Source organism: Oryzomonas rubra (assembly GCF_008369015.1).
GTDB classification, from domain to species: domain Bacteria; phylum Desulfobacterota; class Desulfuromonadia; order Geobacterales; family Pseudopelobacteraceae; genus Oryzomonas; species Oryzomonas japonica.
Window position 1 is genome coordinate 219,721 of sequence record NZ_SRSD01000004.1, and the last position, 18,778, is coordinate 238,498.

Annotated in this window: 18 protein-coding genes; 3 read left to right on the forward strand and 15 right to left on the reverse strand. The window is 60.8% G+C overall.

Features of this window, described 5'->3' with window-relative positions:
- Positions 1-5: 5 nt before the first annotated feature.
- On the reverse strand, positions 6-1,286 hold the full coding sequence (locus tag ET418_RS08255) for a class II fructose-bisphosphate aldolase (RefSeq protein ID WP_149307121.1): 1,281 nt from the start codon (positions 1,284-1,286) through the stop codon (positions 6-8).
- A gap of 202 nt (positions 1,287-1,488) precedes the next feature.
- Between ET418_RS08255 and mnmH the strand changes: the two genes are divergently transcribed.
- Entirely contained in the window at positions 1,489-2,520 is a 1,032-nt protein-coding gene (gene mnmH, locus ET418_RS08260; protein WP_149307122.1) for a tRNA 2-selenouridine(34) synthase MnmH, read from the forward strand.
- Positions 2,521-2,693: 173 nt separating this feature from the next.
- On the opposite strand, the gene gluQRS is transcribed toward mnmH, so the two are convergent.
- The gene (gene gluQRS / locus ET418_RS08265; protein WP_149307123.1) at positions 2,694-3,635 is read right to left on the reverse strand and encodes a tRNA glutamyl-Q(34) synthetase GluQRS; all 942 of its coding nucleotides are present in this window, start codon (positions 3,633-3,635) and stop codon (positions 2,694-2,696) included.
- A gap of 299 nt (positions 3,636-3,934) precedes the next feature.
- On the opposite strand from gluQRS, the gene ET418_RS08270 reads away from it, so the two are divergent.
- Positions 3,935-4,945 (forward strand): GlxA family transcriptional regulator, encoded by a 1,011-nt coding sequence (locus ET418_RS08270; protein ID WP_246152991.1) that lies wholly within the window; start codon positions 3,935-3,937, stop codon positions 4,943-4,945.
- Between the two features lie 18 nt (positions 4,946-4,963).
- Complete coding sequence (locus ET418_RS08275) at positions 4,964-5,764, forward strand: DJ-1/PfpI family protein (RefSeq protein ID WP_188055423.1); 801 nt, start codon at positions 4,964-4,966, stop codon at positions 5,762-5,764.
- 127 nt (positions 5,765-5,891) lie between these two features.
- Here ET418_RS08275 and ET418_RS08280 read toward each other — a convergent pair whose 3' ends face one another.
- The 13 genes from ET418_RS08280 to ET418_RS08340 form a co-directional block, all read right to left on the reverse strand.
- Positions 5,892-6,650, reverse strand: coding sequence for a substrate-binding domain-containing protein (locus ET418_RS08280; protein ID WP_188055426.1), 759 nt, complete (start codon positions 6,648-6,650; stop codon positions 5,892-5,894).
- A gap of 47 nt (positions 6,651-6,697) precedes the next feature.
- Positions 6,698-6,997 (reverse strand): c(7)-type cytochrome triheme domain-containing protein, encoded by a 300-nt coding sequence (locus ET418_RS08285; protein WP_149307126.1) that lies wholly within the window; start codon positions 6,995-6,997, stop codon positions 6,698-6,700.
- Positions 6,998-7,085: 88 nt separating this feature from the next.
- The gene (locus ET418_RS08290; protein ID WP_149307127.1) at positions 7,086-8,306 is read right to left on the reverse strand and encodes an alpha-hydroxy-acid oxidizing protein; all 1,221 of its coding nucleotides are present in this window, start codon (positions 8,304-8,306) and stop codon (positions 7,086-7,088) included.
- 219 nt (positions 8,307-8,525) lie between these two features.
- The gene (locus ET418_RS08295; RefSeq protein ID WP_149307128.1) at positions 8,526-9,296 is read right to left on the reverse strand and encodes a LytR/AlgR family response regulator transcription factor; all 771 of its coding nucleotides are present in this window, start codon (positions 9,294-9,296) and stop codon (positions 8,526-8,528) included.
- Positions 9,293-11,008, reverse strand: coding sequence for a sensor histidine kinase (locus ET418_RS08300; protein ID WP_246152993.1), 1,716 nt, complete (start codon positions 11,006-11,008; stop codon positions 9,293-9,295). The genes ET418_RS08295 and ET418_RS08300 overlap by 4 nt, the downstream gene beginning before the upstream one ends.
- 231 nt (positions 11,009-11,239) lie before the next feature.
- Positions 11,240-11,869 carry a molybdenum cofactor guanylyltransferase gene (gene mobA / locus ET418_RS08305; protein ID WP_149307129.1) on the reverse strand — a complete coding sequence of 210 codons (630 nt, stop codon included), beginning with the start codon at positions 11,867-11,869 and terminating at the stop codon, positions 11,240-11,242.
- 229 nt (positions 11,870-12,098) lie between these two features.
- Positions 12,099-13,781 (reverse strand): FG-GAP repeat domain-containing protein, encoded by a 1,683-nt coding sequence (locus ET418_RS08310; protein ID WP_149307130.1) that lies wholly within the window; start codon positions 13,779-13,781, stop codon positions 12,099-12,101.
- 211 nt (positions 13,782-13,992) lie between these two features.
- Positions 13,993-15,255, reverse strand: a complete 1,263-nt coding sequence (locus ET418_RS08315) for a hypothetical protein (protein WP_149307131.1) — start codon at positions 15,253-15,255, stop codon at positions 13,993-13,995.
- 79 nt (positions 15,256-15,334) lie between these two features.
- Positions 15,335-15,535 (reverse strand): cytochrome c3 family protein, encoded by a 201-nt coding sequence (locus ET418_RS08320; RefSeq protein WP_149307132.1) that lies wholly within the window; start codon positions 15,533-15,535, stop codon positions 15,335-15,337.
- A 168-nt stretch (positions 15,536-15,703) separates the two neighbouring features.
- Positions 15,704-16,201 carry a MogA/MoaB family molybdenum cofactor biosynthesis protein gene (locus tag ET418_RS08325; RefSeq protein WP_149307133.1) on the reverse strand — a complete coding sequence of 166 codons (498 nt, stop codon included), beginning with the start codon at positions 16,199-16,201 and terminating at the stop codon, positions 15,704-15,706.
- Positions 16,198-16,680: a cyclic pyranopterin monophosphate synthase MoaC gene (moaC, locus tag ET418_RS08330; protein ID WP_149307134.1), complete on the reverse strand. Its 483-nt coding sequence runs from the start codon at positions 16,678-16,680 to the stop codon at positions 16,198-16,200. Before moaC ends, ET418_RS08325 begins: the two co-directional genes overlap by 4 nt.
- Positions 16,681-16,709: 29 nt before the next feature.
- The gene (locus ET418_RS08335; RefSeq protein ID WP_149307135.1) at positions 16,710-17,339 is read right to left on the reverse strand and encodes a LysE family translocator; all 630 of its coding nucleotides are present in this window, start codon (positions 17,337-17,339) and stop codon (positions 16,710-16,712) included.
- Between the two features lie 181 nt (positions 17,340-17,520).
- The gene (locus tag ET418_RS08340) at positions 17,521-18,777 is read right to left on the reverse strand and encodes a uracil-xanthine permease family protein (protein WP_149307136.1); all 1,257 of its coding nucleotides are present in this window, start codon (positions 18,775-18,777) and stop codon (positions 17,521-17,523) included.
- Position 18,778 lies beyond the last annotated feature (1 nt).

Below are 18,778 nucleotides of genomic sequence, written 5' to 3' on the forward strand. Positions count from 1 at the left end.
TTCGATCAGTCCTCGAAGTTGCCTTCGGGGCCCTTGTCGCCGGCAATGGATTTAGCCCGTTCCACGATCTGTTCCCTGGTCCAGTGGGCCGGGTCCTCGATCTGGCTCCCCTTGGGGCCCAGGTCATACGAACCGGCCTTGAGGATCGCCTCCACGGCCAGTGGCGCCGTATCCCGGCTATTGAACACCTCGGTCATCATCTTGTAGGCGAATTCCTCGACCCGTTTGGCCATGCGCTCCCTGATCGCCTTGGGCTGTGCCAGGAACTTGTTCTCAAAGGTAAGGTTCAGGTTCTTGTAGTCACCCTTCTTCCACCCTTTGGAGTCGGCATAGGCAACCATCTCGGCCCACAGCTCCTCGGTCATCCCCTCGCCCGGCACCTTGATGAAATTGCCGTTCCCGTCCAGTTGGGCGTTGCCGTAGTCGTTCACCTCCAGCCCCCAGGAGATCATCTGCAGGGCGGTGGCCACATTGGCCTTGGTGGTGGCGGTCTTCTGGGCGATCTCCCGCAAGCGCTCGGAGCTGTTGCCCGAGGTGCCGTGCTGGGCGCCGCTGAGCTTGTAGGGGACCAAGGCGTGGTGGATATCGGCGGTCAGGCCGACCTGGATGCCGGCGTCGCTCGCCTCGAGGCCGTGGGTGGTCCCGTTGTTCAGGGCGATCCAGTCGGGGAAGATCTCATGGGCGTTCAGCCCCTGGATCAGGAACTTGGCCTCGGGGACGGTGGAGAGCCCTTCTTTCCCCTTGATCTCGCCCACCTCGGTCTCAAGCCCGGCCCACTTTGGGATGAAGGGGTTGATCTCCAGGTTGGCCAGCAGATTTTGATCGTCGGGGAGGTGGGAGGCGTCGATGGCGATGGAGGTGATCCCCGCCTCGAACATGGTCGGCACCTCCACCTTGGCTGCCGCCAGGTCCTTGTCGTTTTTGATCCCGTAGTGGTCGGCGTGGATGGCGACCGGCACCGTGATCCCCAGTTCGTTGCAGAGGGCATCGACGATACGGGCTATGTTCCAGTAATTGACGGCGCAGTAGGCTTTCTGCCCCCCCTCGGACTTGGCGATCTCGATGATAAGCGGTGCATTGGCGCGCTGGGCGGCAGCAAGTGCTCCGCGGATGACGAAGTAGTTGCGGCCGTTGGCGGCCAGCGCCACCGCCTTGCCCTTGGCGAGCATGGCCCGGTCAATGACCTTGCCGCTGACGATCAGCGCCTTGGAGTTGGGAAAGAGACCACAGATAGTGGGGGGACGCCCCACCTGAAGTGCTTTTTCGAAATCTGCCGCGTAAGCCATACCACCCTCCTTCTATCGATAGTGTCAGTACCTCTGCATTGCATGCCAGTGCTGTATTAATTTGAAATCACGGTGTTTTTCAGCCAGTATACGGCGCTTTATAAATATCATGTAACCGCCCCGGAATCAAGGAGTAAACAGTGCACTTCCCTGTTGCCAGACCGGGATACATCACCTATAATTGGCCATTCGGAGTAAAACCATGCCCCACGTCATATCGTTCACCCCTTCGTTGTTGGACACGCACTGCATCATCGACGTCCGCACCCCCTTGGAATTCGCCGAGGACCATCTGCCCGGCGCCGTCAACGTCCCGATCCTGACCAATGAGGAGCGTGTTGAGATCGGTACGCTCCACAAGCAGGCAGGCCCCCGAAAGGCACGCATGCGCGGCCTGGAGCTGACCTGCGGCCGCTTTGCCGCCATGGTGCATGAGGTGGTTGACTACGCGGCAGGCAGACAGGTCCTGGTCTACTGCTGGCGCGGCGGCCTGCGCAGCCTTTCCATGGCCATACTGCTGGAGATGAGCGGCTACCCGGTGGTACAGCTCAAGGGAGGGTACCGGGCCTTCCGTAATCAGGTCGTCTCCTACTTTGAGGATTTCACCCCTCCGGGACCGCTGGTCGTCATCCACGGCATGACCGGCACCGGCAAAACCACGTTCATCAACGGCCTGGACCGGGAAGCGTGGACCCTGATCGACCTGGAAGGGTTGGCCTGCCATCGCGGCTCCGCCTTCGGCGAGGTCGGCCTCGTCCAGGCGATCAGCCAGAAGCGCTTCGATACCCTCCTGTGGGACGCTTTCCGCACAGCCTCCGATGGCCGCCCGATCATTGTGGAGGGGGAAAGCCAGCGCATCGGCAAGATATCACTCCCCGGAAGGGTCTATGAGGCCATGGGCGGCGGGTGCAAGGTCTGGTGCCACGCCTCCCTGGAAACCCGGGTGCACCGGTTGTCCGCGGAGTATGCGTGTGAGGAGTACCGGGAGGCCATGGCCGTGGCCTTGGAGCGGATCAAAAAGAAACTGGGGGGCGTGCGCTACGCCGAGATCAAGGCGCTCCTGGAGTGTTGGGACGTGGAAGGGGTCGCCCGTGGGCTGATAGAACACTACTACGACCGGCTCTACTACAAAAACCGCCCCTGGACCCCGGACGTGGAGATCGACCTGGAGGATTTCAGCCTGGCCGGACAACGCCTGGCCGGGTTCTGGGGCGAACGGCAGGGCCGCCTGTAGCAGGTTGTTGAAAAACAGCCATCAGGCCTTCGTCCTCGAAAGCCCTCTTGTGCGGCGTAGCGCTGCTACGCCTCCGCGGGGCTTTCTGCGGGTGCGACGATCTGACTATTTTTGAACAACCTGAGTTTTTCAATAACCTCCGCGTCTCTGCGGCTCCGTAGCTATTTCCGGGTTCAACTTCCCGGTGAAACAACCAACTCCCCTCCGGCGACCGGCAGGCGGGTAATGTCGAAACAACCGGCGGCCCACCGGAGGATCTCGTCGCATGGCGCTCCGACCAGGTCACGGGGCGGCTCCTGCCCCAGGAAGCGCAGCACCCCCAGCAGCAGAGTCCCTTCTTTGCCGCGCCAACTCCCCAGATGATGGGAAACCAGATTATCGCGTTTGCTGAGCTTTGCCCCGCCCGGTCCGGTCACCAGAGGGATGTGGCAGTAGGCGGGACTCTCAAGCCCGAGCAGCCCCTGGATGTAGACCTGCCGCGGTGTCGAGGGAAGCAGATCCTCGCCCCGCACCACCTGGGTCACCCCCGTAAGATGGTCGTCCACCACCACCGCCAACTGGTAGGCGATCTCCCCATCCCCGCGCCGCACGGCAAAATCTCCGCACCGCTCCCCCAGATGCTGACAGATCATTCCCTTGTGCAGATCGTGGAAACAGACCTGCTCCGGCGGCACCCGCAGGCGCCAGGAGCGCACCGTCGCCCCCTCCCGCATCCCGTCCCGGCAAGTGCCGGGGTACGGGAGACAATCGTCGTCGGGATGGGGCGCCGAGGCGGCTTGGGCAATCTCCCGGCGCGAGCAGCCGCAGGGGTAGACCAGACCGGTAGCGAGCAGTTCGCTGAAATAATGCTGGTATGCTTCGCGGTTGGAACTTTGCCAGGAAATTTCCCCATCCCAGTAAAGCCCGAAAAGCTCCAGGGTCTCCATGATGTCGTCGGCCATGCCCGGCACCTGGCGCGGCACGTCCAGATCGTCGATGCGCAGCAGCCAGCGCCCTCCCGCACTCCGGGCCATGAGCCAACTGGCCACGGCCGTGGCCAGGGAACCGGTATGCAGAGCGCCGGTGGGTGACGGGGCGAACCGGCCCACGGGCGGTTTAGTGGTTTCATCAGGCATGGGGGTATTCCGTTTTTGAGGTTGTGCCGGGCAGAGCAGGGAAGCGCCCGTTGCCACCCACCCTGCCGGTCAGGCACTATCTTTGTATCATATTTCCCCGCACATGGCGAGATTCGCTGGCTCACCACGACCTTTGTTTTCTCGATCGGCACCGATCCCGCCCCGATGAAGAACGTACTGCCGGAAAGCGGCCTTATGGCGTTTCGGCCACTGCGGGCACAATAAACGCTTCCCCATTTGGCCGAAATTCCGTGTTTATTGTCATTGTGCCAGACAGGTTCCTGGACTAAGGTGGGGTCATGAAACATCAGCCCCGCACATCCACCAACATGGACACGCCGCTGCTCGTGACGATGGCCGCTTACGACGGTGCCGAGATCCTGGACATAACCGGCCCCCTGGATGTTTTTGCCCTTGCCAACGCCGTGCACCGGGAAAATGGCGGCAAGGGACCACTCTATCGGGTCGAAATTGCCGCCGGGGCAAAAGACGCCGTGGTGGCGACGTCGTCCGGAATCAGGCTGTTGGCCGACACGGCCTGGTCTGACTGTTCGGGAACGGATACGCTGCTGGTGGCCGGCGGTCCGGCAGCAGAACAGGCGCCGGAAGAGCTGGTGAACTGCCTGCGCCGGACGGCGCCCCTGGCGCGGCGGCTCGGGTCGATATGCACCGGCAGCTTCATTCTTGCGCGGGCAGGGCTGCTGGAAGGACGACGGGCGGCCACCCATTGGGCCAGCGTCGAACGGCTTCGTCGCCTCTATCCGCACGTCGATGTTCATGAGGATGCCATCCATATCAAAGACGGCTCCGTCTACACCTCGGCCGGGGTAACGGCGGGAATCGACCTGGCGCTGGCGCTGCTGGAGGAGGATTTCGGCCGCGTGCTGGCGCTGGATGTCGCCCGGTTGATGGTGTTGTATTTCAAACGCCCTGGGGGGCAGTCCCAATTCAGCACCGGCCTTTTGGCCCAATTTCACGAAGAAGGCTCCCTCGCTCCGACCATTCAGTGGATACGCGACAATTATCGGAGCCACCTGAGCAATGAAGCGCTGGCCGACCACGCGTCCATGAGCCTGCGCAATTTCGCCCGCATCTTCAAGCGGGAGACCGGCACGACGCCGGCCCATTTTATCGAACGGGTTCGCCTTGAAGCAGCGGTCAAGCGCCTTGAAGAAACGAATCAGGCACTGGAAACCATCGCCCGGGAGTGCGGTTTTCAGTCTGGCGAACACTTCAGGGTGGCTTTTGTACGCTTCTTCAGGATCACCCCCGGCCAGTACCGGGAACGGTTCCGGTCAGGAACCGAATAATCGACAATGGAGGATACGATGAAACAGATGCGCCTTCGGGGTATCGTTATACGCTTGTTGATCATGTCGGCGTTCATTGCCACGGCTTTGCCCGCCGCGGCCCGGACAGACAAACCGCCGACAGCGCAGGAGACGCTGTATGAACGGCAACCTGCACCCGCCGCCCGGCAGATAACCGTCGGGGTGCTCATTTTCCCCGGCTTTGAGATGCTGGATGCCTATGGCCCCATGGAGATGTGGGGCACCCTGAAGCACGCGCCGGCCAAGGTATGGGGCGGCGAGGAGAAAAGGGTCGGCGTGCGCTTGGTCACCATCGCCGCCAAACGCGGCGAAATCCCCTCGAACCAAGGGCCGAAAACCATGGCCGATTTCAGCTACGACAATGCCCCGCCGCTGGATTTTCTGGTGGTGCCGGGTGGCTTGGGGGTATTCCCCCTGCTGAATGACCCGGCAACCATGAACTGGCTACGGGCGCAGGCGGGGAAAGCCGGAATCGTCATGTCGGTCTGCAACGGCGCCTCTCTGCTGGCTGCTGCCGGCATTCTCGATGACCGGCCGGCAACGACCAACAAGATGGCCTTTCACCCTTCGACCGCGCCGGGACCCAAGGTGAAATGGATCAAAAAAGCACGCTGGGTGGACGACGGCACGGTGGTCACTTCTTCCGGCGTCTCGGCAGGGATGGATATGAGCCTGGCGGTCATCTCGCGTCTGTACGGCAAGGATATTGGCGCTTGGCTTGAACGCGTCACCGAGTACGATGCCCACCGCGACCCGTCGTGGGACCCTTTTGCGGCAAAGGCCGGCCTGGTGGAGTAGCCGCCTGCCACGATATGGCTACGGGGCCTGCCCACCCATACGGCGGAGGCAGACCAGTGGCCCAGAAACAGCGAGGCCGTTCCCGGAAGGAACGGCCTCGCTTGCTGCCGCCGATGAATGATACGCCCTAGTTGCCGCTTGCCGTCTTGAAGGCGGCCATAACCTTCTGCATCGGAGTGGACGGCGCGCCGACGGTGATGAAACCCAGCGGCCGTTCGATCTTCTTGGTGGCGACGATGGTCACCTGGGCCGGATCGACGAACCCCAGGCCAAGGCCGCCAATGCCGCTGGCATCCACAGCCACCTTGTCGTTCACCTCTTTCACGAAACCTACCGCCTTGGCGCTGGCCGCATATTCGCCGTTAGCCATGACGACCTGCTTGATCAGCCCGCGGGTGGCGCTGGCCTTGGCATCGGTATAAACGGTAATCGGCAGGTCCTTGCCCCCCACGTCCTTCCAGTTGACGATCTTGCCGGTGTGGATGTCCTTGATCTGCTCCCAGGTGAGGCTCTTCACCGGATTGGAGGGATGCACGACAAAGACCACCTCGGATTTTGCGATGACATGCATCTTCAGATCCGGCACCGCCTTGGTGAGGCCGGCCGACTTGGCAGCCTTCACGGTGGCGTCCAGGGAGGCCGAGGCCATAGCGGCGTCGCACTTCCCGTCGATGAGATCGATCAGCCCCTTGCCGGCATTGCTCTTGTCCACAACCAACGTGTAGCCGGTGGCCTTTTCCACGGCGGCCTGGTGCGGCGCGACCAGGTCGGTGACAACGCTGGCCGCCCCATTCAGCTTGACGTCCTGGGCCAGAGCCGCCTGGGCCAGACAAAAGGTCATGGCCGCGGCCAGGATGCTACTCTGCAACCGGGAAATGTGTTTCATGGATAGTTCTCCTTTTTGAGTTGGATAGCAGTGCACGGGGCTCGGCATCAGAATTTCCGGTGGCACTTCTCGCAATCGTTGAACACCTTCGTGCCGTCATGGCAGGTAAAACATGCCACGGACTTGAAATGGTCATCCATGGTCATCAGGGCTTTCTTTTTCGTATCGAAGATCATACTATGGCAATCCTTGCACACCAGCCCCTTGGAGGCATGGAGCCTTCCGTCAAAGATAACCCTGCCTTGCCCCGCTCCCCCGTACAGCAGCGCCTTGTCGCTGGTGGCGAACACGACGCTGCCCAGGGTGCAGGCGGTCAGGGCGACTACACCTACTAACACGTTTCGCATGTGGTATCTCCGGACAACGGGCCTGGCGGGGGTAGCCACAGGGTGCCTCCCGATGCTCCCCCGCCACGTCCATCTGTGTAATGAGTGATTATGCCAGAATATTCCTGCTCACCTTTTTCACATCGGCGGTGCCGGTGAGGGTCATGGCCACGACCAACTCGTCCTGCAGCTTCTTGAGCATGAGCGCCACCCCCTCGGCGCCGCCTCCTACCGAACCCCGGACCAGCGGCCGGCCGACCAGCACCGCATTGGCGCCCAGGGCCAGCATCTTCAAGACATCGGCGCCGTAACGCACCCCGCCGTCGGCCAGGATGATCATCCGCCCCTTGACCTTGTCCGCAATGGCGGGCAGCACCTGAGCCGTCCCCGGCGTATGGTCCAGGACCCGGCCGCCGTGGTTCGACACGACGATGCCGGCAGCACCGGCCTCAAGGGCCATGAGCGCCTCCTCGGGGGTCATGACCCCTTTGATCAGAAACGGCAGTTTGGTGGATTTGGCGATCTCCCGGAGCTGTTTCAGGGTCTTGGGCTCCACGGTCTTGCCCGGCAGGGCGCGCCCCGCACGGCCGGCGGAATCGATATCGATGGCAAAGAACGGCGCGCCGGTCTGTTCGACCAGACGGATGCGCTCGATGATCTCGGCCTGGGTACGCGGCTTGATCTGGGCCACGGCCTGCCCGCGGTACTTGGCCACGGTCTTCAGCCTGGTCTCGTAGACGGAGAGAGGGTCGCCGATGCCGTCCGCCGCAAAGCCCAGAGTGCCGGCCAGGACACAACCGCCGATGATCCCTTCGGCGTACTCCTCTTCGCCGACCTTGCCCCCCAGCCCCATGTTGTAGGTCACGCCGCCGGTTACGCCGGAGAGGATCGGCATGGACAGCTTGGCGCCGAACAGGGTCAGGGTGGTGTCCGGCTTTTTCACATCATGAAAGGTGCGCATCTTCAAATCATATTTGGCAAGGGCCTGGAGATTGTTCCTGAAGGCCTTGCCCGAATCAATGCCGCCCATGCCCGGCACCTCACCGGAACAGGGAACCCCATCGCACTCGGGACAGACCCGGCAGCGGGGGTACATCTTCTCGCGGGCGACCTTGAGCACGTCGGAAAGTTTCTTGGCGCCACCGCCGGCAGCGGCTGCCGAGGCCGCCTTGGCTTCTTTCTTCGCATCTTCGGCCGCGTGGGCCTCGGTGCGTCCGACGGCCTGCACCGCTAGCACGCTGGCTCCCACCACCGCCGCTGTTTTGATGAAATTGCGGCGGCTCACCCCTGCACTTTCCTGTTCTGCGGACTCGATCAACTCTTCAGACATACCAGCCTCCTTCAATGTGTGGTGACGGAGTCCCGGCCGGTGGCCGTTCCTCCAACAAACCCCTCGTTGCTTGAGACAATAGCCGACTGTAGCGTTGCGGATAAGGTAATTGTAGCGAATGGTACAAATTGATGGCTGAATGGCAGAAATCAAGGTTGAATGGTTCTCCCCCAGGATGGGGGAGCAGGCATCACGTGAGCGCCCGAAGACGACGAGGTGCTATTTGCTTAAAATGAGCCGCTGTTTCAGGTCCTTAGCGTTGTATCGACTGACCAGCACCTCGCTGCCGTTGTTGTCGCTCATTACCAGCTTACAACTGCCGTTGAACCAGGGGATGATCTCGATGATGCAGTTCAGATTGACCAGGGAGTTACGGTGGACCCTGACGAAGGAGTACGGTTCCAGTACCTTTTCCAGAGTGTTGAGGGTGCTCTTCGAGGTAAAGACGCCGTCCGTCGTATGGACCTGGGCCTCGCCTTCCGTGGCCCGTATGAAGGCGATGCTCTCGGGCGGCACGGGAATCATCTTGCCCCCCTTATGCACGATGATCCGCTTGATATCGGGTTTGTCGGGACTGTGGGCCCCCTCCTGGGGAACGAGGGATTTCTGTGCCGTTACCCGGGTGTCGAGGACCTTGCCGGCCTTGTGGATGGACTTGGCCACCCGCTCCAGGGTGAACGGTTTGAGGATGTAGTCGAAGGCCTCCACGTTAAAGGCCTGAACGGCAAACTGCTCGAAGGCGGTGGCGAATACGACCAGCGGCTTGTCGGGCAATTCCCTGATGACCTGGGCCAATTCGATCCCACTCAGGCCGGGCAGTTGAATGTCCAGGAATACCAGTTGGGGCTTGGTCTCCCGAATCCCCTGCAGCCCCAGGGAAGGGTTGGACGCCTCACCGAGAACATCCACATCGCCCACCTGCTCGAGCAGGTAGCGCAACTCCCTGCGGGCCGGAGCCTCATCGTCGATGATGAATACGGTGATCGTCATGCGTTCACCGGTACCCAGAAGTAAACCGTGGTGCCTTCACCCGGCTCGCTCTCGATCTTCAAACCATTTTCCTCGCCGTACAGGGTTGCCAGGCGGCTGTTGACGTTTCGAAGCGCCAGCCCCAGCCCGCCACCCTCATGGGGCGCCGCCGTCTCCGACAGCAGGCTGCGGATACGCTCCCGGGACATGCCCACGCCGTTGTCCCTGATAGAGATGAGCAGACCGTCCGCCCCCTTTCTGGCTCCGATATGGATCACGCCGCCCCCCTCCTTCGGCAGGATGCCGTGGCGCACGCCGTTTTCCACCAAGGGCTGCAGGATCAGCGAGGGGACGTTGCACGACAGGGCCTCGTCGTCGATCTCGTAGACGATGGAGAGCCGTTCCTCGAACCGGGCCTTTTCGATGGCGATATAGGCCTCGCAATGTTCCAGTTCGACCGACAGCGGCACCTTGTTGGCCGTGGGGCTGATATTCTTGCGGAAGAACTCGGCCAGCTTCACCAACAGGCAGGAGGCGGTCTGGGGATCGGTCCGGGTATAACTGATGATGGTGGAGATGGCGTTGAACAGGAAGTGGGGATTGATCTGGGCTTGCAGGGCCTTGATCTCGGCCTCGGCCACCAGCTTGCGCTGGAGTTCGATCTCGCCCAGTTCGAGCTGGTTGGAGAACAGATGGGCAAGGCCGTTGGCCAACTCCACATCCAGCCGGCTGATGGCGTGCTCCTTCTGGCGGTACAACTCCATGACCCCCACGGTCTTGTCCCATTTTTTGAGCGGCACCACGATGGCCGAACCGAGCCGGCCCGCCTGGCCGGCGCAGCCGATGGCGTCTTTCGTGGGTGCGATCACCACCGTGCCCGTTTCAAAGGCGCGGCGCGCGGCAGGCGGCAGGGAATGCCCGCCCGGCGTGTGCTGGTCGCCATCCATCCCTTCATGGGCCAGGATTTCATTCTCGCTGGAGATGGATACCGCATCCAGACCGGTCATCTCCCGGATAATGTGCGACGCCTCCATGGCCGAGTCGCGGTTCAGCCCGTGGCGCAGATGGGGCAGGGTTCTGAAGGCGATATTGAGCGTGGTCTGCGCCTGTTGCGCCATGGCCCGCTCCTGCTCGCGGGCGACGGATGCGAGCACCTCCACGAGCACCGCGATGCCGAAGGCGTTGGAGAGTATACTGGGGAGGCCTATGGCATGCACCACGTTTAGGGCTGCCTCTTGGGGATGGGCCAGGAGCAGGATCAGCCCCATCTTGATCGACTCGGCCACGATACCGATGAAAAAAGCCATCAACGGGTCGAAGGCCCTCCGGTGCAGCCTGCGGTAGAAAAGTCCGGCCACAACCCCCGCCAAGGGCGTCGCAATGGCGCAGGATACGGAGGTTACCCCGCCGATGTCGTAGAAGTAGCGATGCGCTCCTGCTATGATGCCGGCGGACAGACCGACCAGGGGCCCCCCCAGGATGCCGCCGATCACGACCGGAACCGTGCGCAGATTGGCGATCGCCCCGTGCACCGGAAAGCCGTAGTAGGTTGCAAAAATACCGGCTGCCCCAAAATAAACGGCATGGAACAGTTTCTCGCGGCTGCTCGCCGTGGCGACCTTGCCGGTCAGGAGCCGTCGGAACAGTTCGAACCTCATCATGAGGAAGAAGAGAACCGCTAGAATCCCCAATCGTTCGAAGAGATCAAGGGACAGGCCGACCATTTCATCCATAGAACCACCGAAGAGCCCAATGCGGTATTCAGTACAAAATAGATTGACTTATAGCACAAATCCTGGTGCCGCAGCGAGTAAAAAACCTGCCGGGGCAGACCGGCTGTCCCCCCCCCCGACACCCCGCGCATCCTGCGTTTCGCGCCTCCGGGGCACCACCATGGGGGCTCCAGGTTCGCGTACCAGCCTTGTCCGACAATTGACCAGGGAACCGTCAACATGGCCGACGGTTCAGGGCCTTCGCATGCTCACCATTGCAGCATACTCGTCCGGCGTATTCACGTTACAAAACGAGAGTTCTGCGCCGGGGATGGAGGCAAGTTCCTCTGGTGTAACATATCGCGTTCTTACACGATCCAGCAGAATCAGGAGCTGCCGGTCGCCCTGGCGGATGACCTGCTCAACCTCCGCCAGGCAGCGCCGCCCGTACAGGGCGTGCAATGGCTCCTTGCCCCCCTCGCTGATCGGCACCACCGCATCATACCCCGCGGAAACGGCGGACAACATGCGTATCACATCCGGGTTGATGAAGGGCGCGTCGCAAGCCGTAACGAAAATCCATTCCTCGGAACTGGCCGCAAGGCCGGCATGCAGGCCGGCAATGGAGCCAAAGCCGGGATAAATATCCGCCACCGTGCGGCACGGCAGAAAGGCATACACCTCCGGCGTATTGGTAACCAGCACCACATCCCGGAAGAGCCGGATCATGGTGCGATGAATCTTCTCGATCAGCGGCATGCCGTCCACCATCAGCAGGGCCTTGTTTCTGCCCATGCGGCTGGATGCTCCGCCAGCAAGGATCACACCGGTTATGCCATCGAGCGGCCCTCGGGTTTCCTGCATGCGGGGGGATCTATCCATTATGTCTCCTGATCGCCCGGGCACCACAACCGAGGGTTTGGCGCGACACGGGGAATCTGCCTATTTGTTCACCCAAGCCGGTGCATAATAGCCTATTTGGTTCTTCGTTTCTCTCTAAAAATAGGGTGCGCGCTCAACGTCGTTTCGGAAAACAAGGATGTGCCTTTTAAAACGAAAGAACCCGGCAAACTGTACCGGGTTCTTTCGTGCAATGTATATCTGCCAACCGTCAAGGCAGTTTGTATATATGCAGTGCCGCCCTACGGGCTGAAAAGGGGTTGTAATCGGGAAATGCCACAACGGTCACAAGCGACTTGCTTCCCCCGTTGTTCGCATCCGCCAGGCGGAAGTCGGCCAGGTAACTCTTTTCCTGGATCGAGTGCCAGGCATCACGCAGGGCAGAACCATCCCATTTCATGGCCTTTACCTCCGATTTTGCGTACATCCTTACGCGGGAAAGCAGGCTGAAGCCGCTATTGACCGGGACCACGATCTCCCCGTTTTCATTCACCACGATACGGGCCGGGATGTACGCAGGGAGGCTCTCCCCACCACTCTGGACCTCCTCGGTCACCTCCAGGTAGGATTCGCTCCCCCCCATCTTATCCACGCTGCTTCCAACAACCTGACCGCTCGGCGTGACAACATTCAAGTAACCGTCATCTCCCAGACAGACAAACAGTTTCTGGTCTTTGAAGCGGAACGGGGTAAAATCATACAGGTTTGCCTTGGGGGGCACTTCGACCGCCGCTCCTTGGGCAAGCTCGGTGCCCGCCAGCCTGACCCGGAATACCGGCCCAGAAAATTCGCGGCCCTGGCCCCCCATCCTCTGGGCAAGCAGGACGGCCCCCTCGCCAGGCAGCGTGAGGCTGCGCATATGCCAGGGGATATCTTTCCGGGTGATGCGGTACTGCCCGTCCTGTGACTCTATCATGACTCCCGCAGTATTTCCGAAATCAGTGACAGCCGAGACAAAGAGTTGCAGGCGGCCGTTTCCTTTCAGATCGAAGCCATCGAGATGATAGGCCCTCATCGCGCTGCCGAGGGGCAGCGTGGCCAGTTGTTGATAGTTCCCGCCGGCCAGACGATAAATCTCCACCCTGTCGCCAAAAGCCACCGCAATCTCCTGCTTGCCATCCCCGTCGAAATCCCCTGTCTCCACGCCCACCGGAGTCCCTTTCATGGGGGGGCTGGTCCAGTAGGTTTCCGACCCCGAATCTGATGCGCGGGTGATCATGGCGCTGTCGTTCTTCTCAGCTGCCGGGGAGATGGCCGGAGCCGGGCTGATTCGCGCCTGCCGCATGCCGGAGCCCGGATAGGTATGGATTATTTCGAAGTCAGGAGAACGCACATCCAATCCCAGGCTGGTGAGGACGAAGTAGAGGGCGGGAGATTTCCCCGCAGGAAGAGCCGGGGTTGCAGGCCTGTTCTTTTGGGATGCCACATATCCCTGCCATGGGAGATGCGGCAGGGTTGCCTGCAATTCTTTGAAAAGCTGCTCCCCTTGGCCGGTATAGTCCCAGAAATCCACATCGATATTCTGGAACCGGCGAACGACATCCCCGTTACGGATACCAGATACGGCCCCGAGGGCACGGCAATAGGAATAACCCGCCTTGATGCGGGTGACCTGCAAGAGGCCTTTCACGGTGTCCAGGGTTCCGAGTACCTCCTTTGTCACCGGGTGAACGATTTTTTCACCGGGGGTCACCACGCTGAAGATATCGCCGACGGCAATCTGCTGCCGCGCGTCGAGATCGATGATGAATTCGTTCCCGGCCGGTTGGATGACATATCCCGAAACCGGGGCGAAATCACGGATCAGCGCGTCAACGAAGGCCGCGGATGCATTCAGAGCGGGGATGAACAACAGTGCGAGTAGAAAAGAAGTAGCCCGTAGCGTACGTAACATACCTATGCTCCCCTTGGACAACGTAGAAAATAGAGCTTCGTGGTTTCCTATCACATGACGGACCGAGCGTAAAGGGCGAATCAACTCCTGTTCACGCCCCCCTGAACCGGCCCACCAGTGTGCCAAATTCATCCGACAAAGAAGTGAAGGAATTTCTCCCCCCACTACATGAAGGAGGTTCCGGTTGCGAGCCTCGTGAAGCCGATTTTTTCTAGAAGGTCATTTCCCATTTGGCGCCGGCGAACAGCGTTCTCGGCTCTTTGTTGCCAACGGTATTGTACATGTCGTTCAGAAAGCCGATTTCCGGCACGATCTTGAAGTTCCTGCTCACCTGGTACTGCGCGTTGGCGAAGACCGCCAGGCGATCGTCGGAGCGGGTAACCCTGTTGTCGTCCGAGACAAAGGACGCTCCGGCATAGATCTTCAGCTTGGGGCTCACCGTGTAGCCGATCTGCCCCCAACCGCCATAGGTGTAGGCATTGGCGTCGTTGGCTACGTCATAGTAGGCACCGGTGCCGGTGCCGCCAGTAACGTTGCTGATGAAGGTGCCGGGAAGACCGGAATACGCATTATAACCGGTGCTGCCACCGCTGGTGACATAGGCGCTGGCAGCAGAGCTCATCAGATCGCCCAGGTTACGACCGGTAAAAATGTTGTAGGAAAACTCCACGGGGGATAGGTCGACCTTGCCGTGGAAGAATACCAGGTAGGAATGGATGTCTGCTTTTGTGAGCGGAACTGTTGTAGCAGCACCGATGGCTGTGGTTCTTTCAACTTGGTACATGTTGTAGGAAACACCGCCGCCGTAGGTCCAGCTGCCCAATTTGCCTTCGTAGCCGGTTACGATCTTCGGCATGACGGTGTTATAGTTCACGTATGTAGTGGAATAAGCGGTTCCGGTCTGGCCAAACTCGGCAAGCGTATCATTGGGCGCTGTCACGTTGCTGGTGAAGTTTGCCGCCCCACCGGTACGCGGCTGCATGAGGGTGAAGTAGAAGCCGTTGTTCATGGTCAGTTTGATCTGGGCATAACGACCGTCCCACAGGGAGCCATAGGCGTTCATGCCGCCGTCGCTGTCCCATGCCATCTGGGTGCGGTAGACATACGGGCTGGGCGCTTTACCGACGCGAAGCTTGCCGTTGCCGAAATCCCATTCGCCGAACAGCAGGCGCACTTCTGGACCTTTGCTCTCGGCCTTGGGGTTGTAAGCACCTATTTCCGCAACCGCGGAGAAGTCGCCTTCCTTGGCGCGTATGCCCACAAGGCTGTCGCCCATCAGGTCAAGGCTGAAGTCGCTGTCGCTCCTCCTGGCACCAGGCGCTGTCGCAGCTGTCCGAGCGTTGTAATACTGGTTCTGGGTCCAGTACGTGCCGACCCGGACAGCGCCGTAGCCGCTGAAGTCGATGGCCAGCGCCGGTACCGCCAGCGTCACCGCTGCCGCACATGCTACTACCCCAATAATCCCTCTCTTCATTCTCGCCTCCTTATGGTGAATTTACCTATTGGCTCACCCAATCGGTCAAACACAGACAATGTGATGCACAGTCATTTCATCACGGCACGATAAAATCGAATTTATGACACTTCAAAAAGAAGTTCTCGGCCTTTTCATGTCGGTGGTGGCAATTATTGCAGTCGAACATTGTCCCATAGTGGGGCGACTTGTGAGGGTTATGGGGTTCCACGTTGACCGTCTTTTCCGCCAGCTTGCCGGTGTCGCCCGGCACCACCCCGCCGTGCTTTATGAGCCCCAAGGCTTTTCATTAGCCGCGTTTTTGCCGGCAATCCGCCCGAAAACAACACAGGAAAGCATGGAACACGTACCGAGGGCACGGCTCCGTGTACCCCGTCGACAGACTCGCCGGCGGTGGGAGGCGGCTTCCGTTCGCCACCCTACCCCGGCCAGAGTTGCGGAACCGGTATCAGTGCGAAAATTTTCCTCCGCAATCGCTCTCGTCACCGCGGATCTTTTCCACGGCGTGGCCGATAACCGGCCAGACCGCCTCCAGATTTTCCCGAGCTCCCTTGGGGCTGCCCGGCAGATTGATGATCAGCGTCTGGCCGCGGATTCCCGCCAGCGCCCGCGACAGCGATGCCATGGGGGTCTTCTCCAGGCTCCTCAGGCGCATCAATTCGCCGATGCCTGGAATCTGGCGTTCAACAACCTTCATGGTGGCTTCCGGGGTTACATCCCGGGGCGAGACCCCGGTACCTCCCGTGGTCAGGATCAGATCGGCCGTGTCGGCGTCGGCCCATGCAGTCAGCACGGCCACGATCCGGTCACAATCGTCGGGGATGACCTCGGTCTGCACCGTGGCTACGCCCCGCTCCGCCAGCCACGCAGCCAGCGCCGGGCCGCTCTCGTCAATACGCTCCCCCCGTGACCCCTTGTCGCTCAAGGTCAGAATGGCCGCTCTCATTGTCCAACCTCCCGGCGGTACACGCCACTTTTACCACCTTCCTTGTACAGGAGCCGGATATCGCCGATGCTGATGGACTTGTCGCTCCCCTTGCACATGTCGTAGATGGTCAGGGCGGCCACAGCCGCGCCGGTCATGGCCTCCATCTCGACGCCGGTGCGCTCGAAGGCGCGAACGGTGCACTGCACCTCGATCTTGCCTGCAGCGCTGTCCTGCTCAAATTCCACCGCCACGGAATGGAGGGAGAGCGGGTGGGAAAGCGGGATCAGGTCCGGTGTCCGCTTTGCCGCCATAATTCCTGCCAACCGTGCAACGCCCAGCACATCGCCCTTGGCTATCGCACTGTTTTGGATGGCGGCCAGCACCTTGTCGGACATATGCACCTCCGCCGCGGCCGTGGCCGTTCGCAACGTTTCCTGCTTGCCGCTCACATCCACCATGATGGCATTGCCATGATCGTCGAAATGGTTGAAATTCATGGTCCTCACCTGTGCTTGAATTTTAGACATCAAAAACGTCGAGCCGTGGCCAGCTTGATTGCAAGGCCCGCAAAGATGGTACCTGCTATGCGGTTCAGAAGCAGTTGCGCTCGGGTGGACTGTCTGAGTTTGTCTCCCAGCGCCCCGGCCAGGAGGCTGACCGCCCCGAACACCAGAATGGTGGCAACAATGAACAAGCAGCCCAGTAGCAGGAATTGCATAGTCAGAGGTCCCCTGCGCGGATCGACAAACTGGGGGAGAAACGCCAGAAAGAAGATGGATACCTTGGGGTTGGTAACATTCATGATGATGCCGCGCCGGAAGAGCTTGCCCGGGCTCAACCGATCCACCCTGTTTGCCGGCCCGGCCTGGGCGTTGGCCCGGAACGACTGCCAGGCCAGGAAGAGCAGGTATCCGGCGCCGGCAAATTTCAGAATAGTGAAGGCGGTGGCAGATGCCGCAAAAACCGCCGCCAGACCGAAGGTGACCGCGGTGGTATGAACCACCAGCCCGCCGCAGAGCCCGAGCGTAACCAGAAACCCGGCCTTTGCCCCTTGCTGTGCCGCCTGCGCCAGGACAAACAGGTTATCCGGTCCGGGCGACAGTGACAAGAGAAGTGATGTTGTGAAAAAGAGTAACAGCATATTTGCTTCAATCATGGGGCACTCTCTCTTGCCGGCCTTTGTAATAGAGGCCTAGGAGTCTGTCGGACTTTCCAGGTTTTTGAAAAGTGGCTTCCAAGTTTATATTCAGTCCGACAACTCCTCGTTGAGGTTACGGGCGAAATGCGTACCCAAAACCGGTAAAAACGCACGAACAAAAACTTGCTGTTCTACATGATCAAGAGGCATGCTGCTGGTCAAGGTTGTGCTCCTTGTCGCGGGGCAGGAGGAGGTTCAGCAGGATCGCGGCGATACCGCACAGGCTGACCCCGTGCAGGCTAAGACCGCCAAGCTGGAGCGTCAGGCCGCCGATGCCGAATACCAGCACCAGCGAAACGATGATGAGGTTGCGCGGGCGGTGCATATCGACCCGGGCATGGATCAGCGTATTGAGGCCCACGGAGGCGATGCTCCCGAACAGCAGCATCATGATGCCGCCCATGACCGGGGCGGGAATGGATTGCAGGATGGCGTTGAACTTGCCGAAAAAAGCCATCAGGATGGCGAAGCAGGCGGCCCAGGTCATGATGGCCGGGTTATAGTTGCGGGTGATCATTACCGCCCCGGTCACCTCGGCATAGGTGGTCACCGGCGGCCCCCCCATCATTGCGGCGCAGCAGACCGCCAGGCCGTCGCCCAGCATGGTGCGGTGCAGGCCGGGACGCTCCGTGTAGTCGTGCCCCGTAACGGCCCCGATGGCGACGATGTCCCCCACGTGTTCAATGGCGGGGGCCAGGGCGACCGGAATCATGAACAGCACCGCGGACCAGTTCCATTGGGGGGCCACCAGATGGGGAAGGGCGATCCAGGGGGCGGCGGCGATCTTGCTGAAATCCACCAGCCCCAGGGAGACGGAAATGCCATACCCCACCGCCACGCCGGAGAGGATCGGCAGGAGACGGAAGATGCCCTTGGCCTTGGTCGCCACCAGTGCAGTGGTGGCCAGGGAGGCACCCGCGATCAGGAGGGCGGTGGTGTAATCCACCAGCACCGCCTTGCCGTCGCCGGTCTTGCCCATGGCCATGTTCACCGCCACGCTGGCCAACCCCAGGCCGATGATCATGATGATCGGCCCCACCACCACCGGGGGCATGATCTTATGGATGAAACCGACCCCCTTGAGGTAGATGACGGCACTCAAGGCCAGATAGAGCCAGCCGGCGGCAAAGAGCCCGCAGAGCGTCGCGGGGAAGCCCCAGGTCTGGATGCTGTAGATGATCGGGGCGATGAAAGCGAAGGACGAGCCGAGATAAATGGGGACCGTACGCTTGGTACAGGCCTGGAAGATCAGCGTGCCGATGCCGGAGCCCAGCAGGGCCATACTGGGGCTCATCCCGGTAAGGATCGGCACCAGCACCAGGGCGCCGAAGGCGACGAAGAGGATTTGGGCGCCGGCCAGCGCCTGGCGCCAGACCGGCTCGGGGGAATGGGACATA